20 protein-coding genes are annotated in these 19,795 nt (G+C 43.2%); 4 read left to right on the top strand and 16 right to left on the bottom strand.

The features are described from left to right. The first annotated feature begins 115 nt into the window (after window positions 1-115). On the top strand, window positions 116-337 hold the full coding sequence (locus MHH58_RS02465) for a recombinase family protein (RefSeq protein ID WP_341344933.1): 222 nt from the start codon (window positions 116-118) through the stop codon (window positions 335-337). A gap of 232 nt (window positions 338-569) precedes the next feature. On the opposite strand, the gene MHH58_RS02460 is transcribed toward MHH58_RS02465, so the two are convergent. The 14 genes from MHH58_RS02460 to MHH58_RS02395 all read right to left on the bottom strand — a co-directional run bounded on the left by MHH58_RS02460 (window position 570) and on the right by MHH58_RS02395 (window position 14,195). Then, window positions 570-1,793, bottom strand: coding sequence for a hypothetical protein (locus MHH58_RS02460; RefSeq protein ID WP_341344932.1), 1,224 nt, complete (start codon window positions 1,791-1,793; stop codon window positions 570-572). A gap of 107 nt (window positions 1,794-1,900) precedes the next feature. Next, complete coding sequence (locus MHH58_RS02455; RefSeq protein ID WP_341344931.1) at window positions 1,901-3,151, bottom strand: Zn-dependent hydrolase; 1,251 nt, start codon at window positions 3,149-3,151, stop codon at window positions 1,901-1,903. A 24-nt stretch (window positions 3,152-3,175) separates the two neighbouring features. Next, window positions 3,176-4,561, bottom strand: a complete 1,386-nt coding sequence (gene hydA / locus MHH58_RS02450) for a dihydropyrimidinase (RefSeq protein ID WP_341344930.1) — start codon at window positions 4,559-4,561, stop codon at window positions 3,176-3,178. Window positions 4,562-4,566: 5 nt separating this feature from the next. Next, on the bottom strand, window positions 4,567-4,878 hold the full coding sequence (locus MHH58_RS02445) for a hypothetical protein (RefSeq protein WP_135098333.1): 312 nt from the start codon (window positions 4,876-4,878) through the stop codon (window positions 4,567-4,569). A 71-nt stretch (window positions 4,879-4,949) separates the two neighbouring features. Next, on the bottom strand, window positions 4,950-5,243 hold the full coding sequence (locus MHH58_RS02440; protein WP_341344929.1) for a hypothetical protein: 294 nt from the start codon (window positions 5,241-5,243) through the stop codon (window positions 4,950-4,952). Window positions 5,244-5,452: 209 nt separating this feature from the next. After that, window positions 5,453-6,814: a hemolysin family protein gene (locus MHH58_RS02435; RefSeq protein ID WP_341344928.1), complete on the bottom strand. Its 1,362-nt coding sequence runs from the start codon at window positions 6,812-6,814 to the stop codon at window positions 5,453-5,455. A 217-nt stretch (window positions 6,815-7,031) separates the two neighbouring features. Continuing rightward, a complete protein-coding gene (locus MHH58_RS02430) occupies window positions 7,032-8,579 on the bottom strand; it encodes an ATP-binding cassette domain-containing protein (RefSeq protein WP_341344927.1) in 1,548 nt (515 codons plus the stop codon). Next, on the bottom strand, window positions 8,576-10,141 hold the full coding sequence (locus MHH58_RS02425; protein ID WP_341344926.1) for an ATP-binding cassette domain-containing protein: 1,566 nt from the start codon (window positions 10,139-10,141) through the stop codon (window positions 8,576-8,578). Before MHH58_RS02425 ends, MHH58_RS02430 begins: the two co-directional genes overlap by 4 nt. 56 nt (window positions 10,142-10,197) lie before the next feature. Continuing rightward, window positions 10,198-11,223 (bottom strand): GTP 3',8-cyclase MoaA, encoded by a 1,026-nt coding sequence (moaA, locus tag MHH58_RS02420; RefSeq protein WP_135098342.1) that lies wholly within the window; start codon window positions 11,221-11,223, stop codon window positions 10,198-10,200. Between the two features lie 11 nt (window positions 11,224-11,234). Further along, a complete protein-coding gene (mobA, locus tag MHH58_RS02415) occupies window positions 11,235-11,801 on the bottom strand; it encodes a molybdenum cofactor guanylyltransferase (RefSeq protein ID WP_341344925.1) in 567 nt (188 codons plus the stop codon). Then, window positions 11,802-12,035, bottom strand: coding sequence for a MoaD/ThiS family protein (locus MHH58_RS02410; RefSeq protein WP_115885852.1), 234 nt, complete (start codon window positions 12,033-12,035; stop codon window positions 11,802-11,804). It abuts the gene before it with no gap. After that, window positions 12,035-12,478, bottom strand: a complete 444-nt coding sequence (locus tag MHH58_RS02405; RefSeq protein WP_115885853.1) for a molybdenum cofactor biosynthesis protein MoaE — start codon at window positions 12,476-12,478, stop codon at window positions 12,035-12,037. The genes MHH58_RS02410 and MHH58_RS02405 overlap by 1 nt, the downstream gene beginning before the upstream one ends. Further along, window positions 12,465-12,935 carry a molybdopterin-guanine dinucleotide biosynthesis protein B gene (gene mobB, locus MHH58_RS02400; protein ID WP_135098346.1) on the bottom strand — a complete coding sequence of 157 codons (471 nt, stop codon included), beginning with the start codon at window positions 12,933-12,935 and terminating at the stop codon, window positions 12,465-12,467. Before mobB ends, MHH58_RS02405 begins: the two co-directional genes overlap by 14 nt. Next, window positions 12,936-14,195, bottom strand: coding sequence for a molybdopterin molybdotransferase MoeA (locus MHH58_RS02395; RefSeq protein ID WP_341344924.1), 1,260 nt, complete (start codon window positions 14,193-14,195; stop codon window positions 12,936-12,938). A 99-nt stretch (window positions 14,196-14,294) separates the two neighbouring features. Here MHH58_RS02395 and moaC point away from each other — a divergent pair, with 99 nt between their 5' ends. Further along, a complete protein-coding gene (gene moaC, locus MHH58_RS02390) occupies window positions 14,295-14,771 on the top strand; it encodes a cyclic pyranopterin monophosphate synthase MoaC (RefSeq protein WP_341344923.1) in 477 nt (158 codons plus the stop codon). Between the two features lie 615 nt (window positions 14,772-15,386). Here moaC and MHH58_RS02385 read toward each other — a convergent pair. Continuing rightward, window positions 15,387-15,899, bottom strand: coding sequence for a MogA/MoaB family molybdenum cofactor biosynthesis protein (locus tag MHH58_RS02385; RefSeq protein WP_135098352.1), 513 nt, complete (start codon window positions 15,897-15,899; stop codon window positions 15,387-15,389). Window positions 15,900-15,905: 6 nt separating this feature from the next. Continuing rightward, window positions 15,906-16,907, bottom strand: coding sequence for a ThiF family adenylyltransferase (locus MHH58_RS02380; RefSeq protein ID WP_341344922.1), 1,002 nt, complete (start codon window positions 16,905-16,907; stop codon window positions 15,906-15,908). A 206-nt stretch (window positions 16,908-17,113) separates the two neighbouring features. Between MHH58_RS02380 and MHH58_RS02375 the strand changes: the two genes are divergently transcribed. Further along, entirely contained in the window at window positions 17,114-17,806 is a 693-nt protein-coding gene (locus MHH58_RS02375) for a response regulator transcription factor (RefSeq protein ID WP_135098356.1), read from the top strand. Continuing rightward, window positions 17,807-19,582, top strand: a complete 1,776-nt coding sequence (gene pnpS / locus MHH58_RS02370) for a two-component system histidine kinase PnpS (protein ID WP_341344921.1) — start codon at window positions 17,807-17,809, stop codon at window positions 19,580-19,582. The last annotated feature ends 213 nt before the right edge of the window (window positions 19,583-19,795 follow it).

Raw genomic sequence — 19,795 nt, 5'->3', positions numbered from 1 at the left:
CTTGTAGATATGACTTCTCTCTTAAATTTTTGTTTGATTAGATTAGACCCTCAATAGACATTATATATGTATTGATATGATTAGCTTCACGCTGTATGATTAGGGTGTAAATTAAGTGTTAGAAAAAAGGATTGATTTAATGAAAGTTGCATATGCTCGTGTTTCTACACTGGATCAGAATCTCAATAGGCAGATTGAAGTGTTTAAAAAATTTTGTTCAGAAAAAATATTTACTGAGAAGTTACTAGGAAAAAATATATCTGAAAGGATTGTGTTTCGAGAAGCTATACAACTTGCTAGAGAAGGCGATCAAGTCATCGTTGAAGTAGTTGATTAGGAAGAAACTGTGACGAGATTATACAGTCCTTTAATTTTCTAAAGTAAAAATTATAATTATTTATTATCAGTTTAACAATTATAGCTGAAGCGATTGTACCCATTTACTTAAAAATCCATCAAAACTGCGCCTCTTTGTGAGGTAAAGTTATATTTACATACACAATAACAACATACCCGCAGAGTGTAAAGAAGTCTTTGCACTCTGCGGGTATCTTTTATAAATATTGTACTTACTCATAATTAGTTATTTTCAACATGCCATTAGTATCGAGTACAGTATAGGTAACTTGGCTAGTTTCCTGCCCATTCGATGTTGCATGTGAATATGTTCTGTTTACAGTAATCTGATATTCTCTCTCTGAAATCTGCTGTACAGAAACTGTTGTTCCCGGATAGATTTGATGGTCTGCGAAGTTGCCGGATGCTTTATTAGCCTGAATTTTATCCAGTGCATTTCCTTCCAGAATAGAAAGCACATCGTCATTTTCGTCATTGTAATAATCAGCCAAATTATCTAAATACGTTTTGAAAATAAAATTCCTTAACGTGTCATAAGTGAAATAATCATCTTCTTCTGTCAGTTCAACAGGGAATCCTTCTGTATAATAGTCCTCAAAATAACGTTCTCCATTATCGGATGAAGCCTGCTCTTTTGGATCTTCATCAAAAATCTCCCGTTTGATTAGACCAATACGTTCTCCATCAGGCGAATTATAAGTACTTGCTCCAGTAATGTAATACCTTCCGTCGTCTCCTTCACCTTCGTAAACGTAATACGGAAGCCCATTCATAGACTGACTGCCATCATTATAATCATCTGGTTTTCCTAAAGCGTTTATAAGTTCATTTGATTCAATGTGAGCAAAGTACCAGACATACTCCACATAGTTCTCATCCGGATTGATGCTGCTGTCTGAACCATCATCACCAAGACCGTAGGGCGCACGTTCACTATACACAACACCTAAGTTGCCGTGAAATGCAGGTGATGCACCGCCTGTATAAAATGTAAATTCATAAGGACCGTATAGCTCTTCCACTTCTGTTTGCGTCATTCCTTCAGTGATAAAGTCCTGTTCAAAAGTGCCTTCCTCATTTCCAGCACTCGTTCCAAGCAGCTGCGCCTGAACTTCCGGTGAGTTTAGATCAAACATCAAGTCCGAGGATGAACCTGACTGGTCCGCTTGATCTGCAGCTGTTTGTTTCCCTGTCTTGTCTTCTTCTGTGTCATCGGCAGGTTCTGATTCTTCTTCTGATTGTCCTGCTTCACTTTCTTCCTGATTCTCTATATTTGCCGTGTCAACATCGTCTTTCTCGCTGTTCTCAATATTTTTTTCTTCACTATTTTCTTCACTGCTTTCTTCGCTCGCTGTTTCATTATTTTCAGTGTCATTTGAACAGGCTGTCATTATAAGCAGCAGTATAAGAAACGGCATGAACCAAATTTTTTTCATAAAAGTATCCTCCTTTTACAGCATCTTATTCTTATTATGTCATTACTTAAAAAATTTTACATAGTCGTTGTTTGAGTAAAAAAATAATACCCCGAAAGGTATTATTTTTATTGAGCCAGCTCAATTACCGCTTCAAGCATCAAATTCGCACCGTCTTCAATATCTTCATAAGACGTATACTCATCCGGACTGTGACTGATGCCGTTTTTACTCGGCACAAATATCATCGCAACATCTGTCACATCCGCCAGCATCATTGTGTCGTGTACTGCTCCGCTATGCAGCTTTAAGTAATCCATCTCCCGATTTTCTGCTTTGGATACCAGCGTATCTATTACAGTTTTAGATAATCTCGCCGGTGCTGATGTTCCTATTAAATCTATTTCATATTCCAGCTGCTGTCTTTCTGCGGTTTCTTTTACTTTATCTTTTAAATAATTCGAAACCTGATCAATTCCGCTCTGCTCGATATCACGGATATCCACATTAAAAGTCACTGTCTTATTAATCACGTTGGAACCAGATGGATTGCATTCCAACTTGCCCACTGTCGCAACAGTTGTATTATTAACTTGAGTCCGCGCATATTCCTCCAAGGCAATAATCACCTTGGATGCTCCAACTAAAGGGTCTTTCCGGCCAGGCATCGGCGTGGTTCCTGCATGATTCGAAACCCCGTTTAACGTTACTTGGAAAGTGTTCATTCCCGCAATCGCATGGACGATACCCACAGATTTACTCTCTTCTTCCAGCACACCGCCCTGTTCTATATGCAGTTCCATCATCGCTTTTACCTCATCTTTTTGAAGCAGGTCTTCTCCGATTGAATCCGCATCAAAACCGGACCCTTTCATCACTTCGTAAGCCGGCTGTTTCTCACTATTATATAAAGTCATTAAATCTTCTTTAGTCAGCTTACCCGTCATCACTTTACTGCCGACAGTTGTGCTGCCGAAGTTCGATCCTTCTTCTTCTGAAAATATAACCAGTTCAACAGGATGCGTGATATCTGTCTTATTTTCTTTGATTGTCCGGATGACTTCCAAGGCTGCGATAGTGCCGGCAAGACCATCAAACTCCCCGCCGTTCATTACAGTATCAATATGAGAACCGATCATTACTGACGGCAAGTCGTTCTCTTTCGGATTATATTTCGCTCTGATGTTGCCCGCACCATCTGTTTTAACTTCTAAATTTAAGTTTTTAAATTCTCTTGATAAATACTCTCTCGTCTTTCTGTCTTCTTCGGAATAAGAAAATCTCGTGCTTCCATTGCCCGGTGTCGCTGTATTACTGTTGATTGCTTCCATATCTTTAATTAAACGTTTTTTATTGATTGAAATACTATTCTCAGTCATGTTCTACCCCTTTTTAAAACATTTTCAGCTGAACGCTGTACCGAAAGCTCTACCTTTAATAAATGACCCCTGGCCTTTTTCTCCGATGTATTTACCATCTTTAACGACCAGTGTGCCTCTTAAGAAGACTGCATCACACTCACCGACCTGATCGAATCCTTCATAGGCTGTATAATCCAGACCGTTCAGGCTGTCTTCAAGTGTAACTTTCTTCTTCACATTCGGATTATAAATGACGATATCTGCATCATAACCCGGTGCAAGGTGTCCTTTTCTGTGATCAAGTCCATTGTTTTTAGCCGGCATCGTCGAATAGTAATCTACTAATTGAGATTTAGTAATTCTTCCCGCTTCGACACCGTAAGTCCAAAGCATCGGCAGACGGTTTTCAAGGCCCGGCGTGCCGTTCGGAATTTTTCTGAAGTCATCGAGCCCCATTTTTTTCTGGTCAAAAGTAAAGCCGCAGTGGTCTGAACTTACTGCATTAATCGAACCGTCTTTTAACGATTTCCATAAGTATTCCTGGTCAGCCTTATCCCTTAAAGCAGGTGAACATACGTATTTCGAACCTTCGAAGTTTTCTTTGGCGAGATAATCTTTATCGAACAGTAAATACTGGGTACACGTTTCACCGTAGACCGGCAGTCCTTCCTCTTTCGCTTTCTTAATGGCATTGACCGCTCCTTCAGTCGTGACATGAACGATATAAATCGGCGCCTCTGCAAAGCGTGCCAGATTAATGGCGCGTTCAGTCGCTTCCGTTTCCACAATCGGCGGACGTGTCAGTGCGTGATAATACGGATCCGTATCACCATTCGCAATCGCTTTTTTCTGCATGAGCTCAATCAGGTCCGCATTCTCCGCATGGACCATGACAGTCACACCCGCGTCTTTCGCTTCCAGAAGTGCATTCGTTACCGCTTCATCATCAGAATGGAAGAACTGACCCTTATACGCCATGAATAATTTTACTGTCGGATAACCTGCTTCAGGCAGATTTTTAATATCTTTAAACGTTTCCGGTGTCGGGTCGGTAATGACCGGGTGGAAACTGTAATCCACCATAGAAATACCCTCGACCCATTCTTTACGATACTCCTCTACCGTTTCAACGAGACCTTTGCCCGCTTCCTGATTGACGAACTCAATTACTGTCGTTGTACCGCCAAGCGCCGCTGCATTTGTCGTTTCAAAACCTTTCGTTCTTTCCCCCATAAATTCAAAAGAAAAATGCGCATGCTGGTCCACGCCGCCCGGCAGAATTACCATGCCTTCGGCATCGATTGTTTTGTCCGCTTCCACTCTTAAATTTCTGCCGACCGCTTCTATTTTAGTCCCTTCGATTAAAATATCGCCTTTATATTCATTTTCCGTCGTTACGATCAGACCGTTTTTAATTAATGTTTTCATTGTTATTACCCCTTTTTAATTTCCTCTTCATTCTTATCTTCAATCAGCCAGCGGCGGTTTTCTTTGGCATCGAGCGCCTTCTGTTCCCGCAGCTCACGCTCTTTTTTAATCTTCTCAAGCTCCAGAGCCATCACTTTATTCTCAAGCAGATAATTATCCTGTTTAATCTGTTCAAGCTTGCGCTGTTCAATCAGCTTTTTAATCTCAAGCTTCTCGTCACTCTGATTGTACCCTCGCCGCATGGCGTATAATGGAATACTTGCGATAAAGCCGAACGTCACTAATGACGTGAAAAATATGAATTCAAAAACTCCCATATCATCCCTCCGATTTTTCTTAACTCCAGTTTATCACAGCGTCTCGTGCTTATAAAAAAATAGACAAAGCCCTATTCAGCCTTGTCTTTCTTTTCATCTTCAGTTTCTTCAATCAGCCATCTCGAATTTTCTTTATTCTCAAGCGCTTTTTGCTTTCTTGCATTTTCTTTTTTAATTTTGTCGAGCTCAATCCGCATCGATTCATTCTCCAGCAGGTAATTTTCCTGCTTAATTTCTTCAAGTCTTCTCTGTTCTTTCATTTTCTTTAATTCCATCTTGTCATCGCTCTGATTATATCCCCTGTAAATTGCGTACAGTGGTACAGTGAATGTTAGAATTACTGCTGCCAGTCCAACAATATCCATCGGTCCATCACCCCTTATATTTGATTTTACCATATTATTGGCGGGCGGTTAGAGTTGGTTTTGAAGTCGGATGAGCGGGTTTCATCGGACTGTATGTAAAGGTTTCGGTCACATGAGCGGATTTCATCGGACCCAAACTAGTCCGCCAGCCAAATTTCCTCCGCAAAACAAAAAAATCGGGACAAAATGCCCCGATTTCTCAACATATATTATTTTTCGGCTTCCTGCTCGGCAGCTTCTTCTGATGATTCTTCGTCAGCAGAAACTACATTATAATCTCTTAAGAATGCCACCTGTTTAATTGAGTGGTTTTCGACTTCCAGCACCTGCCAGCGGTCTTCGGCGGTATCGATATAGCCGCCTTCCTCGATATCGGTGTTGATGCTCTGCATCCAGCCGCCGATTGTATCGATGTCTTCGCTTTCTTCAAATGCTATCTTAAAGTCATCTTCAAGATCGTCAAGCAGTACCCGCCCGTTGATATGGTAAAGATTATCGTCGACTTTAATAACGTCCAGTTCTTCATCTTCATCGAATTCGTCACGGATTTCTCCGACGATTTCTTCAAGTATATCTTCCATCGTAATCATTCCGGCTGTACCGCCGTATTCATCGATGATTAAGGCAATATGAACGCTTTCTCTCTGCATTTTAACAAGTGCATCGCTGATCCGCGATGATTCTGTAATCACCGGAAGGTCATGTATATAATCGCCTGCGGCAACATGTTCATCCGATACGTGATTTGTTAAATATTCTCTGACATTAATGAAACCGATAATGTTATCTTTGTCACCGTTGCTTTCTGTGACAGGATATCTTGTATAGTTGTACTCTTTAATCGTTTCGACCACCTGATCAACTGTTACCGGTTCCTCAAGTGTAATCATTTGTGTCCGCGGCACCATAACGTCTTTTGCCGTACGTTCATCAAATGAAAATATATTCTGCATATATGAAAGTTCCGTCTGGTTAATTTCACCGCTCTGGTAACTTTCAGTCATAATCACTTTAAGTTCTTCTTCCGAGTGCGCCTGTTCTGTCGGCATTTCTTTAATACCCACTAAGCGTACAAGTCCTCTTGCTGCACCGTTCATCGTCCAGATAAATGGTTTTAAGACAACACCAAAGAAGTATAACGGTCCGCTTAATCCCATTGCCATTTTTTCGGCATACTGAATCGCCACTGTCTTAGGTGCAAGTTCACCGACAACAACGTGAATAAATGTAACAATAATAAATGCTGCTGCAACTGTCGTTACCGTCTGCATGGCGTCCGGTACTCCGACTAAATCAAACAGCGGGTGTAAAATCACTTCAAACGTCGATTCCCCGATCCAACCTAAACCTAGTGCTGTCACTGTAATTCCCAGCTGACAGGCAGATAAGTAATAGTCCAGATTGTTAATCATTTTTTCTACGCGTTCTGCTCTTTTGTCTCCCATTTCAACAAGCGAATGTATTCTTGACATACGTGCTTTAACAAATGCAAATTCAGATCCTACGAACAACATTGTCAGTACGATTAATATGGTAAATAATAATAAATTAGTTATAGTGGATATATCCAATCAGTTCCCCTCCTGCGGGGTTCACCTCCGATAATTTGTGACCGCTCGGGTCGTTTGTTCATGAATAAATCTGCTATTTGTTAACACAGTATTTTTTGAAGTTCTTTTCAGATACACCTTCCCAACAGCCGTCACCTCCACTAATTTTGTTAAATTAAGAACATTATATCATATAAAAATCCGTTTTCATAAGGATATCTCCGATGTTAAAACATCTTTACAAAGTATCTCTGTATCGTCTGTATGCTTCCCTGATCGGACCGTCTTGTCCAAGTACTTCTTTGACGCTGCCGCTTTCTGTTATCGTTCCGCCTTCCAGATAGTGCACATAGTCAAATTGCTCCAGATGGCTGAGGTCGTGCGTCGCTGTAAGCACCGTATCTTTCTGGAATATTTCCTGCCATATTTTATCTCTGAGGCGCGTATTTAAACTTGCTGTCGGCTCATCCATTATCCAGGCATCTTTATCTTCGATATACATGCGGATCAGATGCATCCGTTTTTTCTCACCAAGCGATAAATACTCAGCCGACGTAATATAATCATCCGGCTTAAAGTAATCCAGCTCGAATTTTTCAAGCAGTTCCTCAAGCTGGTCTTCATCTGCTTTAAAATGATTGAACATCGTCAGGTTTTCTTTGACCGTGGCGTTGTAAAAATCCAGATGCTGCGGCATAATCCCCGCATCCGACTGCTTAATCAGCTGGTTGAGCAGGGTTGTTTTGCCGGAACCGCTGCTGCCGATCAGCGCGTGTTTCTCACCCGGTTTAATTTCTATATTTATATTGCTCAGCACATCGCGTTTGGTTTCCGGATAGCGGAAGGACATATTGGACAAGGACAGCTTCTGATTTTTATTCTCCGTCATCATTTCTCCCGGATCACTTACCGCTTCAACGCGTGCTTTGACCGCTTTATATTTACTTGCCGGTTTAATGACCGGAATGGCCAGTTCAAAGAAACTCATCAAGAGTAAGATAATCATCGGGATTAATAAAGGATAATCGCCGCTGAACAGAATAATGACAAGAAGAAGCACGCCAAGCTGGATAAACAGACTGATGATATCGATTGCCGCATCTAAGGCTGCTTCCCTGTTTTCATTTTTCGTAATCTTTTTATAGGTAGTTTTAATATTACTGCTGATTTTTTTATCTTCTTTCACGACAAACAGATTCGTAAAGTCATGAATGTAATGATACAGCTCTGTAAACAGCCTATCTTCCACCTTGTTTCTCTCATCGTACAGCCTGCCTGAAATACCGCTTATAATGAGCGGCATAGCGAGCAGCAGAATCAGCACCGATACGAGCAGAATCACAAGCAGTTTCGGATCAACCAGCAGCGACAGCACCGTTAATATAAGCGAGATAAACACCGCAACGATATAAGGATAAATAATGCGGATATAATAATCTTCAATATCGTCAAAGTAACTTGTCAGCTTTTGAATATAACGGACACTGTGCGTATCCTCCTTACTGTTTACGGACTGTTTGAAGTAGGAAGCTCTTAATCTGCCGATCATTTTAAATGTGGCATCGTGGCTTAAAAGACGCTCGAGATATTTCGCAGCACCTTTTGTCAGACCGAACATTTTAATGGCTGCGATAATTAAAATAATAAGGAAGAACGGCGGTTCAAAGAAGCTTAAACTGATCATGTAGCCGCTCAGTCCAAATATCGCAACACCTACAAGCCCGCCGATAATGCCGAGGACGATACTGTAGAAGATATGCATCTTTTCACCTTTTAAATACATCATACCCGTTCACCTCTTTTCAAGCGGCCTTCACTTAGCACATAATGGCTGTCTGCAATTCCGAGCAATTGCCGGCGGTGAATGACTGCAATAATTGCTGATGTTTCTTTTAACTCAGCGAGATACTTCATCACGAGCTGCTCTGTTTCAGCATCGAGAAACTCAGTCGGTTCATCCATAATAATAATGTCAGGCTGCTCGATTAATACTCTTGCCATTTTCAAACGGACAATTTCCCCGCCGGATAATGGAATATTATGATTAACAATCGGTGTATGAATGCCTGCTTCCAGATTATCGATACTCGATGACAGATTTAACTGCGTGAGAATGTCATGCACTTTCTCTTCTGAATGACTGTCTCCCGACACATAGTCATAGATAGTCGTATCAGAAAAATACACCTGGTCTGAAACATAGCCGATATCAGTGGTCAGCACATCGAGGGTGCCTGAATCCGGTTCATGGAGTCCGAGGATGGTTCTTAAGAGCGTTGTTTTACCAGCTCCCGACTCCCCTGTAATCGCGGTCAGTCCTCTTTTACCGAACTTAAAATCGGCCTGATCCAGCAGCAGCTTTTCGTCATGGCTGATTGTCAGTTTGTCAGCTTCTGCTGCGTAACTGTCTGTTTTACCTCTGTAAGCTGTATTCATTTCAGGTTTGTTAATAATTGCTTTCGCTTTTTCAAAGCTGCCGAGTGCGAGCTTCCCGTTATGAAATTCCGTCCCGAGCACTTTCAGCGCGTTGTAGAATTCCGGTGCTAAAAGCAGCACGAAAAATGCGGTATAGAATGAAATATTTTCAAAAATAATTATTCGAAGCGCAATTTCCAAGGCGACAAGACCGATACCGAGTATCGTTATAAACTCGAGCATCATCGTCGACTGGAAGGCGTATTTTAAAATGTGCATGGTTTCCTTGACAAAACCTTTGTTATCTTCTTCCAGTCTTTTTATCACTGTATTTCTGGACTGCGTATTTTTTACAGTATCCTTGCCGCGGATCAGATTTAAAAACAAGGTGCCGATATTGTCAAAACGCGTCGCCTGCTTTACCGATTCTTCCTGCGTCTGCAGGCCAACGAGCACATAATACAGCGGGATAAAAGGTGCAGTAAACAGCAGTATCGCTGCTGCATAGATATCGATAAAAAATAAGACTGCTATAATGCCCGTAACTTTAATCATCGTTTTAATAATTGTCGGTGTAAACGATGTTTCATACGGCCGGTAGGACTCCAGGTGCACAAGCAGAGCGTTGATCATACCTTCTGACTCCCGCTGCGTTTTAACATCGATGCGGTCGATCAGCTGATCTGCTTTTCTTTCGATTGATTTATTCGCAGACATCTGCGTATACAGATTATAAAATTTATCTGTTATTATAAACAGCACAAAAAACGCACTCATATAAATGAGCGGCGAGAGTATGCTTAAATCCTTAGCCATCACGATGCTTTCCAGTATACGGGATAACTGATGGCCGAAAGCTATATAAAATGCAAGGCTGATTGCTGCAATTAAACTGTACAATACAGCTCGTTTTAAACTTAAATTCAGTTTCAAAGTCTCACCTTCAGACACAAAAAACGTGAAGAGGCCCCTTCACGTTTTCTGTAAATTTATCCGCCGATATAGCTCATGTTGATTTTTTTCCGCTCCCGGCGTTTTTCTTCTGTAATTTCTGTTCTGATTTCCGAATAACGGTCATCGCGTTTGTCCCAGACACCCATTAATACTTCTGTCAGTTCTTCGTCACTGATGCCATCCCGCATCAGTGTCTTAATATCGAAACCGTCGACTGCAAACAGACAGCCGTAAAATTTTCCGTCGGATGACAGTCTTGCTCTCGTACAAGTCGAACAGAAGCTTTCCGATACACTCGTAATAAATCCTAAGTACGAATCTTCGGCATCGTTATGCTTGTACACTTTCGCCACTTCACCGTAATAGGCCGGATCGAGCGGGGCAAGATCAAATTCCGTCTGCAAGGTTTCAAGAATTTCTTTCTTGCTGACCACCTTATCGAAGTTCCAGCCGTTATCGTTGCCGACATCCATAAATTCAATAAAGCGCAAGGTCACAGGCAGCTTTTTAAAATAGCGTGCCATCGGCAGTATTTCCTGCTCGTTCAAGCCTTTTTGCACAACCATATTGATTTTAATCTGGAAACCGAGGCCGATTGCATATTCAATCTGTTCCAGAATGCGCGACGTGCCGATACCCCGGTCGTTAATTTTACCGAACAGTTCATCGTCCATCGCATCGAGGCTGATATTGATGCGTCTCAGCCCTGCATCATACAATTTCTGGCCGTGTTTCTTCAAAAGCAGTCCGTTCGTTGTGAGTCCGATATCTTCAATACCTTCAATCACGTTTAATCGTTCGATTAATTCATGAAGGTCTTTTCTCATCATCGGCTCCCCGCCCGTCAGACGCAACTTCTTCACACCGAGACTGGCGTAAATTCTTGCGAGCCTTTCAATTTCGTCAAAGGAAAGCAATTGTTCACGCTTTAAGAATTCAAAATCATCTCCAAAAATTTCTTTCGGCATGCAGTATCGGCATCTGAAGTTACATTTATCAGTGACCGAAATTCTGAGGTCCCGGATCGGACGGCCAAATTTATCTGTAACTACCTGAGCCATGTAATTCCTCCTTATTTAATATCAGTCTTCCGATTGATATTAACCAGCGTCGTACTATTGAGATTATAAGACCCGATGTTTAAATATTGGACATCGAGATTCTCGAAAAACGCTTTTAAACTTAACCGTTTCGTCTCAAGCTGCGCTTTTAACAATTCAGCCAGAGTGTCATGCTGATAAACTCCGATGAGCGGGTGCTCTCTGTCGTTATCAGTCGTAATTACCGTATCGCCTGTCTTCTCTGCTTCTTCAGCAAGAATATCGAGCCAGGCTGAATCGACGTACGGCGTATCACAGGAAATCACCATTAGTGTCTGTCCCGGATACTCTTTGGCCGAAGCGTACAATCCGCCGAGCGGCCCGTGGTCGATATACTCCGGATCATCGGTAATTACTTTATAATTTTTAAAGCTTGTCTTCAGTTTATCATTTGTGTTGATGACAATCTCGTCTATTGCTTGAACATTTTCTAACGATTGTGCGACATGTTCATACATCGGACGGCCATTTAACATATACAAGGCCTTATCCTCGCCGAAGCGGCTCGATTTGCCGCCCGCTAAAATTACCCCGATCATTTAACCGCCGCTTACCGGCGGAATTAACGCCACAGTATCTTCTGATGTAACGACTTCGTCATCTTTAACAAATGCTTCGTTTTTAGCTACCTGAAATACTTCGCCGTCAAGTTCAGGGTAGTCGATAAAAATATGATTCTTTAATTCACCGACAGTAATTGAGTCGCCGACAAACAAGTCAATTGTGTCGCTGCCGATTTTTTCTTTTATACTTGCAAATACTTTAATTTCCATTAGTTTTCCTCCACACTCGGATGATATTTGCGGGAATCGCCAATCCATTTTTCGCCGTCTTCCCAAATTTCTTTTTTCCAGATCGGGACAATCTCTTTTAACCGTTCTACTGCATACTCGTTCGCCCGGTAGCTGTCTGTACGGTGCGGCGAACTCGTTACAATCACCACTGCTATATCGGAAATTTCAAGCTTGCCGATACGGTGGCCGATGGCTGTAATCACACCCGGCCAGCGTTCCGATATTTCATCGCCGATTTGAGCGAGCATTTTTTCCGCCATCGGAATATAAGCTTCATATTCCAAGTGAACGGTGCGCGTGCCTTTCGTCCATTCGCGGACATGTCCCGTAAAGGTGCATACTGCCCCCTGATGTTCATTTACAGTCATTTTATGATATTTGTTTATATCCAGTTCTTTATCTGTTACTTCAAACATTTTCATTGCCGATACTGCTCCATTCTTTAAACCAGTTCACTGCATTATCCTTATCGTAACGCATATCAAAACGGTTTAACACATTCGTCAGGCCGATTTCATTAATATCCGTTTCACCTTCTGTAAACGAATAGGTCAGAATAATTTTTGAATAGTTTTCTTTTTTATAGCCTTCAACGAGTACGAAATCCACGCCTTCAGTTTGAAATCTCTGCAGCTGTACAGTCAGCGGCTTGTCGGGACGTTCCGTCATAATGGAATGTCCCGGCATATTGAAGGCAGTATAATCTGCGCCCGCTTCAAAAAATCTGCCGGTGTCCGTATCGTTCGGGATGTCTTCGGTAATATGATGCCGTTTAATCACTGCAACAGTATAGCCGTGCTGTTTTAATAAATTTACCAGGTCGAGAATGAGCGTTGTTTTACCTGTATTTTTATAGCCTGCTATCTGTAAAGTTTTCATCTACTCCACCCCAAAATTGTCTGCGCCTGTCGTGACATCAGTCATCATCACTTTGACTGCATCGCCTTTAACAAAGCCGCGCGTACCGCCTGGCAGAACGATAACGCCGTTGCTTCGTGCAATAGATGTCACCGCATTTGATTTGTTAAAACCGGACGGGCGTGCATATATTTTCCCTTCTTTAAAAAACAGTTCCGCACGGATAAAGCGCGAGAACGGGTTAGCCTTCGAGTGGTCCTCATCAAGCACCGCATCAATAAGCGGAGCAAACGGCAGTGCTGCACTCTGCATTAAGTTCAGCGCAGGACGGGCAAACAGTTCAAAACCTGAATAGCATGCTGACGGGTTGCCGCTGAGTCCGAAGAGCAGTTTATCGTTTAAAATACTGACTGTTGTAACACTGCCCGGTCGCATAGCTACTTTATTAAATAGGACTTCAGCACCGAGTTCGTCGTAGATCTTCGGCAGCAGGTCGTAATCCCCAACCGATACGCCGCCTGTTGTAATAATCACGTCGACTTCATCGAGCATCGCTTTAATCCGCGTATACAATGTGTCGAAATCATCTGTTTCTAATTTGTAATGCTTGCCTTCGATGCCCATGCGTTTCAGCTGGCTCATTACCATCGGTGTATTCGAGTTGCGGATTTTCCCGCGTTCGAGTTCATCTTCAACTTCTAAAAGTTCTGTTCCTGTAGACAGCACGCCGACCGCCGGCTGCTTGAACACTTCAACTTCGCTGTAGCCGAAAGTAGCAAGTGTCGCGACCGTACCCGGGTTAATCACCGTGCCTTTTTCTACAATAATGTCACCGACTTTACACTCTTCACCTTTTTGTGCGATATTTTCACCTGGTGTAAACTCACGCCGGATTGTAAAACCGTCTTCAGTTTCTTTCGTCTGTTCGAACATAACGACCGTATCCGCCGACTCTGGAATTTCAGCTCCCGTCATAATGCGGAAAGCTTCATTTTCCTTTAAGACGTAATCGCTCGAGCTGCCTGCCGGCACTTCTTCAACTACTTTAAATGCCACCCTGTTATCACCTGAAGCACCTTGAGACGATTGTGAATGAATTGCGAAACCGTCCATGGCAGATTTCGTAAATAAAGGAACATCCGACGTCGCTGTTAAATCTTTCGCGAGCACTCTGCCGTAACTCTCTTTATAGCTGACAGTTTCTGTGCCGAGTTCCGTGACTCTTTCCATCAGTTTGGCCACTGCATCGTTAACATGAACCGGTGTTCTGTTTAAAGTCATTTCTATCATCCTCGCTGTATTTAAGTTATTTATCGTTTCGTATGAATGTTTGATATAATTTGATTACTTATACTTATTGTACTAAATGGGAGGTTGCAAATGTCTAATTTTACGCATTTTAATGAAGAAGGCCGCGCCAAAATGGTCGATATATCAGATAAATCAGTCACGAAACGCAGTGCAACTGCACAGAGTCTGCTTGAAGTGCCCGAGAATATTTATAAAGGTATCACCGAAGGAACTGTAAAAAAAGGAGATGTTCTCGGTGTCGCTCAGGTAGGGGGTATTATGGCAGCGAAAAACACACATCAGATTATTCCGATGTGCCATCCGCTGTCACTGTCCGGTGTTGACGTCTCATTCCGCTGGGAAACTGATGAAACCTATGTGCTCGTTATCGAAGCGACAGTAAAAACGACCGGCAAAACCGGTGTTGAAATGGAAGCACTGACAGCAGCAAGCGCTGTAGCGCTCACCGTTTACGATATGTGCAAGGCGCTCGATAAAGGTATGATTATTAAAGAAACAAAGCTTCTTGAAAAATCCGGCGGCAAATCCGGCGACTACAAGGCTTAAATATGATTGAATCCGTCTGACCTTGAGCAGGCGGATTTTTTAGTTGGGTGTTGGCTCATGTATACGAATGAGTTGATGCATAGGCATGACAGGGCTTCATGTATACGAATGATCCGATGCATAGGCATGACAGATCCTCATGTATACGAAAGATTCGATGCATAGGCATGACAGGGCCTCATGTATACGAAAGACCTGTTGCATAGGCATGACAGGTCTTCATGTATACGAAAGACCCGTTGCATAGGCATGACAGATCCTCATGTATACGAAAGATCCGATGCATAGGCATGACAGGGCTTCATGTATACGAATGATCCGATGCATAGGCATGACAGATCCTCATGTATACGAAAGATCCGATGCATAGGCATGACAGATCCTCATGTATACGAAAGATCCGTTGCATAGGCATGACAGACCCTCATGTATACGAAAGATCCATTGCATAGGCATGACAGACCCTCATGTATACGAAAGACCCGTTGCATAGGCATGACAAGCTCTCATGTATACGAAAGATCCGTTGCATAGGCATGACAGACCCTCATGTATACGAAAGATCCGTTACATAGGCATGACAGACGCTCATGTATACACAACGTCACATACACTCTAATTCTCTTTATTCAGCTCAAATACCAGGTGGTTCAATTCCGGCATCACGAGTTTTTCCATGCCGAGCTTTACTGCACCGCTTGAACCCGGCAGTGAGATAATCAGCTGGTGACCGTAAGTTCCTGCCGCTGCACGGGATAATAGACTGCGTGAACCGATGTCTTCCGTGTAGCTCAGCATGCGGAACAGCTCGCCGAATCCTTCGATTTCCTTATCGAACAGCGGCGTCACCGCTTCAATCGTCACATCGCGTCTTGCGATTCCCGTGCCGCCCGTCGTAATCACAACATCCACGCCCGCTGCAAGGTGCTGCTTCACCGCATTTTGAATCGTATCAATTTCGTCTTTAACGATTTCATAATGTTCTTCAGGCACAAAGGCATTCACCGTCCTGATATAATCAATGACGAGTTTACCGCCTTTGTCCGTCGTTTTATCGCGCGTATCACTAACTGTAATTACCGCCACTTTAATATCTCTGTCAATTCTATCCACAATACTCAAAAACATCCGCTCCTAGCCGAATAATTGGTTGATGATGGTCCGTGCTTTATTTAAATTCACGACGTTATGCATCAGCATTCTGCCGTTAGAGAAACTCACGATGCGTGTCTCTCCGTAGTTAAACTCGATAAAATACGGCGTTCTTTTATAGACGATATCCGCCTGTTCGAGTGTTTCTGTTACCACGCTCTCAGTCAGCCGGCCGTCGATTACCTGAATCATATCCCGACCGCAGAATTTCATAGCGCTCGTTTCTTCCCTGTTCAGTTCCGGGAATTCTTTCGTCTGGCAGGTCGGACATGCGCTTTCCGTCATGCTGCTGATATCGAACTTCATATAATCCATATCCCATACATTGCCGATATGCATATGATAAGGGCCTGTAAACTGTTCCGTCAGAATTTTAAGTGCTGCAGTCACCTGATGGCTGACAGCCATATGGACTGCCGGCGAGATAATGCCTGCAGTGTCGCACGTCAAGGTCGTCGCCGGCAGCACCGGCGTCAGGCATCTGAAGCACGGAGTTTTCTCCGGAACAAAGACTGCACTGGAATATGAACCTTCAATACAGGCCGCATAGATCCATGGAAGCTTATATTTAAAAGCCGCATCGTTAATCAGCATCCGCGTATCGAAATTATCCGTCCCGTCAAGGATCAGGTCTGCCTCTTGTGCGACCGACTCAATCAAGCCTGCGTCACAGTGCGCCACATGCACTTCAATTTCGACAGCGCTGTTGATTTTAGACAGTTTATCGTAAGCAGCTGCGGCTTTCGGTTTCTTCTCTCTTGCATCTTCTTCGTTATATAAAGTCTGGCGCTGCAGATTCGTCAGTTCGACGTAATCCCGGTCGATTAAAATCAGTTTGCCGACCCCCGCTCTCACGAGCATTTCCGACGACAAAGAACCGAGTGCGCCGAGTCCGACAATCACTGCTGTTTTCTCTCCGAGAAGCTTTTGGCCCCGCTCGCCGATATTAGAATAGAGCAGCTGTCTTGAATATCTGTTATCCATTATTTTCACTCATTAATATAGAAATTTATGTAACGCTTTCATCCCTGATTTTATCACAGACACGGGGCTAAATCATTTTATTGATTTACAAACAATGGTCTTTAGAAACTTATTGTTAAGATGGTGTAAAGTTCGTCTGTAAATTGTATGAATTGTGCTAAAATATAGTTGTTATAACTTAATGAAATTTACGGAGGGTCTTATAGATGAAGAAGCTGCTAGTCGTTGATGATGAACCATCAATTTTAACCTTACTGAAATTCAACCTGGAGCAGAGCGGTTTTGAAGTGCTCACAGCTGAAAACGGCAATGATGCGCTGGAAATTGCTGTGAATGAAGATCTGACGCTGATCGTTCTCGACCTGATGTTGCCGGGCATGGACGGCATGGATGTCTGCAAAACGCTCCGCCAGGAAAAAATTAATACGCCTATTTTAATGCTGACAGCAAAAGATGATGAGTTCGATAAAATTCTCGGTCTTGAACTCGGCGCCGATGACTATATGACCAAGCCGTTCAGTCCGAGAGAGGTCGTCGCGCGGGTTAAAGCCATTTTACGCCGGACCAACCTCGTTCAGGCTGAGGCGAAAGATGAAGTGATTAAAATCGGCGAGCTTGAAATTCATCCCGACAAATACATGGTGATGTTTAAAGGTGAACAGCTGGTGCTGACACCGAAAGAATTCGAATTGCTTCTTTATCTTGCCAACCACCGCGGCAAGGTTTTGAGCCGCGACCAGCTCTTAAACGGTGTCTGGGATTTCCATTACGATGGAGATACGCGCATTGTGGATGTTCATATCAGCCATCTGCGTGAAAAAATCGAAGCGGATACGAAGCAGCCTGTGTATATACGAACGATCCGCGGCTTCGGCTACAAGATGGAAGGACAGGATTAAATGCAGCGTCTGTGGCTGAAAATCACAGGATCTTATTTAATATTATCGATTACATTTATACTGGTGCTGTGGTTTTTTATCAGTTCGATTATTCAAAATACATATACGGATATGACGAAAGAACATCTGATAGAAAATGCCCAGCTGGTGTCGGAAGTGATTACGCTCGGCGGTCTGGATGAAGACCGGGAGACACTCGATGAATGGACGAGTCATTTTGATGAAGAAATTACGCTCCGCTATACGATTATCGCTAAAGACGGTACGGTAATAGCGGATACCGAAAGTGATATTGAAACGATGGACAACCATATTAACCGGCCGGAAATCGATGCGGTACTCGTGAGAAATCAGGAAATCGGTGAATCTGTCAGGCTGAGCGATACGCAGGATATGTCGATGATGTACGTGGCAATTCCCTTCGAGGCCAACGGTGAGATTATCGGTGCTGTCAGAACTTCTGTTTCTACAGAATCGATTGATGATGCCATCAGTGCCATCTGGACAACGCTGAGTGCAATTCTGTTTATTATTCTGCTCGTGTCCGTTATTTCAGCAGCGCTCTTGAGCTACAATATTACGAAACCGATCAACAGAGTGATTAACGTAACAAAGCGGCTGCAGAATAAAGATTACAGTGCGCGTATCAACTCGGATTATTCCGGCGAAATCGGTAATTTAAATACATCTGTCAACGCGCTCGCTGCAAGCCTGCAGGCGCACGTCAATGAAATAGAGGAAAGTGAAAAGCAGTTAAACAGTATTCTGTCGAATCTGGTCAGTGGTGTGGTGCTGATAGACGATAAAGGTGAAGTTGCGCTGACAAACCAGGCAACGGAGCGTTTTTTATCGAAACATACTTCAAAAATTTACCAGAGAGAATACAACTACGTATTCGGACCGCTCGGTATCGATCATTTAATTGAGACAGTAATTGAAGATAATGTCAGCCGGCATGATGAAGCGCATCTTTACTTCCCGGAAGAACGAATTCTGGATGTACATATCGCGCCGTATTACAGCCAGGGCTGGCAGCAGCGCGGCGCAATTATCGTGCTGCATGATATTACCAACATCAGACGCCTTGAGAAAATGCGCAGTGAATTCGTTGCGAATGTGTCGCACGAATTGAAAACACCGATTACTTCGGTAAAAGGATTTGCCGAAACGCTGCTCAGCGGTGATGTGCCGGATGAAGCGACGGCTAAACAGTTCCTGCAGATTATATACGACGACAGCGAACGGTTAAACCGTCTGATTACCGATTTGCTTGAGTTGTCGAAAATTGAAAAGCAGGCGATGCCGCTCGAAATTACCAATGTGGATATAAAGACGGTGATTAAAAATTCCACGCGGACTATTTCAAAATTTGCACACGACAAAAATATTACGCTGCATCTGCCGGAAGACAGTTCCCCGGTGTACGTGGAAGCCGATAAAGACCGGCTCGGACAGATTGTACTGAACCTGGTTGCAAATGCGGTCAACTACACATCTGATAACGGACATATTTATATTGATGTTGAAGAACGGTCGTCGAAAGTTGTCCTGAACGTGCGCGATACCGGGATGGGCATACCGGAAGAAAGCCTCGATCGGCTGTTCGAACGCTTCTATCGCGTCGACAAAGCCCGAAGCCGTCATTCAGGCGGCACGGGACTCGGTCTCGCCATTGTCAAACACCTGGTCGAATCCCACGAAGGTGAAATCTATGTGAAAAGCACAGAAGGAGTCGGCTCGACTTTTACTGTTGAACTCCCAAAAACACAAGAATAGATAGTATAGTTTGATTAAGATTAAGCCGGGCGCATGAGATGTGTCCGGTTTTTTTGTTGGGGCGCTCAAATAAAACAGCTGCCGGGTCATTGTGGGAACTACAGTGACGGGATAAGTCTGTTATTCTGTCATTGTTAAAGCCACAATGGCGCACTGAAGGCGTTACTGTGCCATTGTCAGTTTCACAATGGCGCGCTGGAGGTGCTACTGGGC

It is taken from the genome of Jeotgalicoccus sp. FSL K6-3177 (assembly GCF_038050175.1).
Taxonomy (GTDB): domain Bacteria; phylum Bacillota; class Bacilli; order Staphylococcales; family Salinicoccaceae; genus Jeotgalicoccus; species Jeotgalicoccus nanhaiensis.
Note: the sequence above shows the minus strand (reverse complement) of the source record. Positions and strands in the feature narration are given on the sequence as shown.

What these genes read in the sequence shown, in the direction of transcription:
- MHH58_RS02460 (WP_341344932.1), bottom strand. Translation starts at nt 1,793, where the DNA reads ATGAAAAAAATTTGGTTCATGCCGTTTCTTATACTGCTGCTTATAATG.
- MHH58_RS02455 (WP_341344931.1), bottom strand. Translation starts at nt 3,151, where the DNA reads ATGACTGAGAATAGTATTTCAATCAATAAAAAACGTTTAATTAAAGAT.
- hydA (WP_341344930.1), bottom strand. Translation starts at nt 4,561, where the DNA reads ATGAAAACATTAATTAAAAACGGTCTGATCGTAACGACGGAAAATGAA.
- MHH58_RS02445 (WP_135098333.1), bottom strand. Translation starts at nt 4,878, where the DNA reads ATGGGAGTTTTTGAATTCATATTTTTCACGTCATTAGTGACGTTCGGC.
- MHH58_RS02440 (WP_341344929.1), bottom strand. Translation starts at nt 5,243, where the DNA reads ATGGATATTGTTGGACTGGCAGCAGTAATTCTAACATTCACTGTACCA.
- MHH58_RS02430 (WP_341344927.1), bottom strand. Translation starts at nt 8,579, where the DNA reads ATGATGTATTTAAAAGGTGAAAAGATGCATATCTTCTACAGTATCGTC.
- moaA (WP_135098342.1), bottom strand. Translation starts at nt 11,223, where the DNA reads ATGGCTCAGGTAGTTACAGATAAATTTGGCCGTCCGATCCGGGACCTC.
- mobA (WP_341344925.1), bottom strand. Translation starts at nt 11,801, where the DNA reads ATGATCGGGGTAATTTTAGCGGGCGGCAAATCGAGCCGCTTCGGCGAG.
- MHH58_RS02410 (WP_115885852.1), bottom strand. Translation starts at nt 12,035, where the DNA reads ATGGAAATTAAAGTATTTGCAAGTATAAAAGAAAAAATCGGCAGCGAC.
- MHH58_RS02405 (WP_115885853.1), bottom strand. Translation starts at nt 12,478, where the DNA reads ATGAAAATGTTTGAAGTAACAGATAAAGAACTGGATATAAACAAATAT.
- mobB (WP_135098346.1), bottom strand. Translation starts at nt 12,935, where the DNA reads ATGAAAACTTTACAGATAGCAGGCTATAAAAATACAGGTAAAACAACG.
- MHH58_RS02395 (WP_341344924.1), bottom strand. Translation starts at nt 14,195, where the DNA reads ATGACTTTAAACAGAACACCGGTTCATGTTAACGATGCAGTGGCCAAA.
- moaC (WP_341344923.1), top strand. Translation starts at nt 14,295, where the DNA reads ATGTCTAATTTTACGCATTTTAATGAAGAAGGCCGCGCCAAAATGGTC.
- MHH58_RS02385 (WP_135098352.1), bottom strand. Translation starts at nt 15,899, where the DNA reads ATGTTTTTGAGTATTGTGGATAGAATTGACAGAGATATTAAAGTGGCG.
- MHH58_RS02380 (WP_341344922.1), bottom strand. Translation starts at nt 16,907, where the DNA reads ATGGATAACAGATATTCAAGACAGCTGCTCTATTCTAATATCGGCGAG.
- MHH58_RS02375 (WP_135098356.1), top strand. Translation starts at nt 17,114, where the DNA reads ATGAAGAAGCTGCTAGTCGTTGATGATGAACCATCAATTTTAACCTTA.
- pnpS (WP_341344921.1), top strand. Translation starts at nt 17,807, where the DNA reads ATGCAGCGTCTGTGGCTGAAAATCACAGGATCTTATTTAATATTATCG.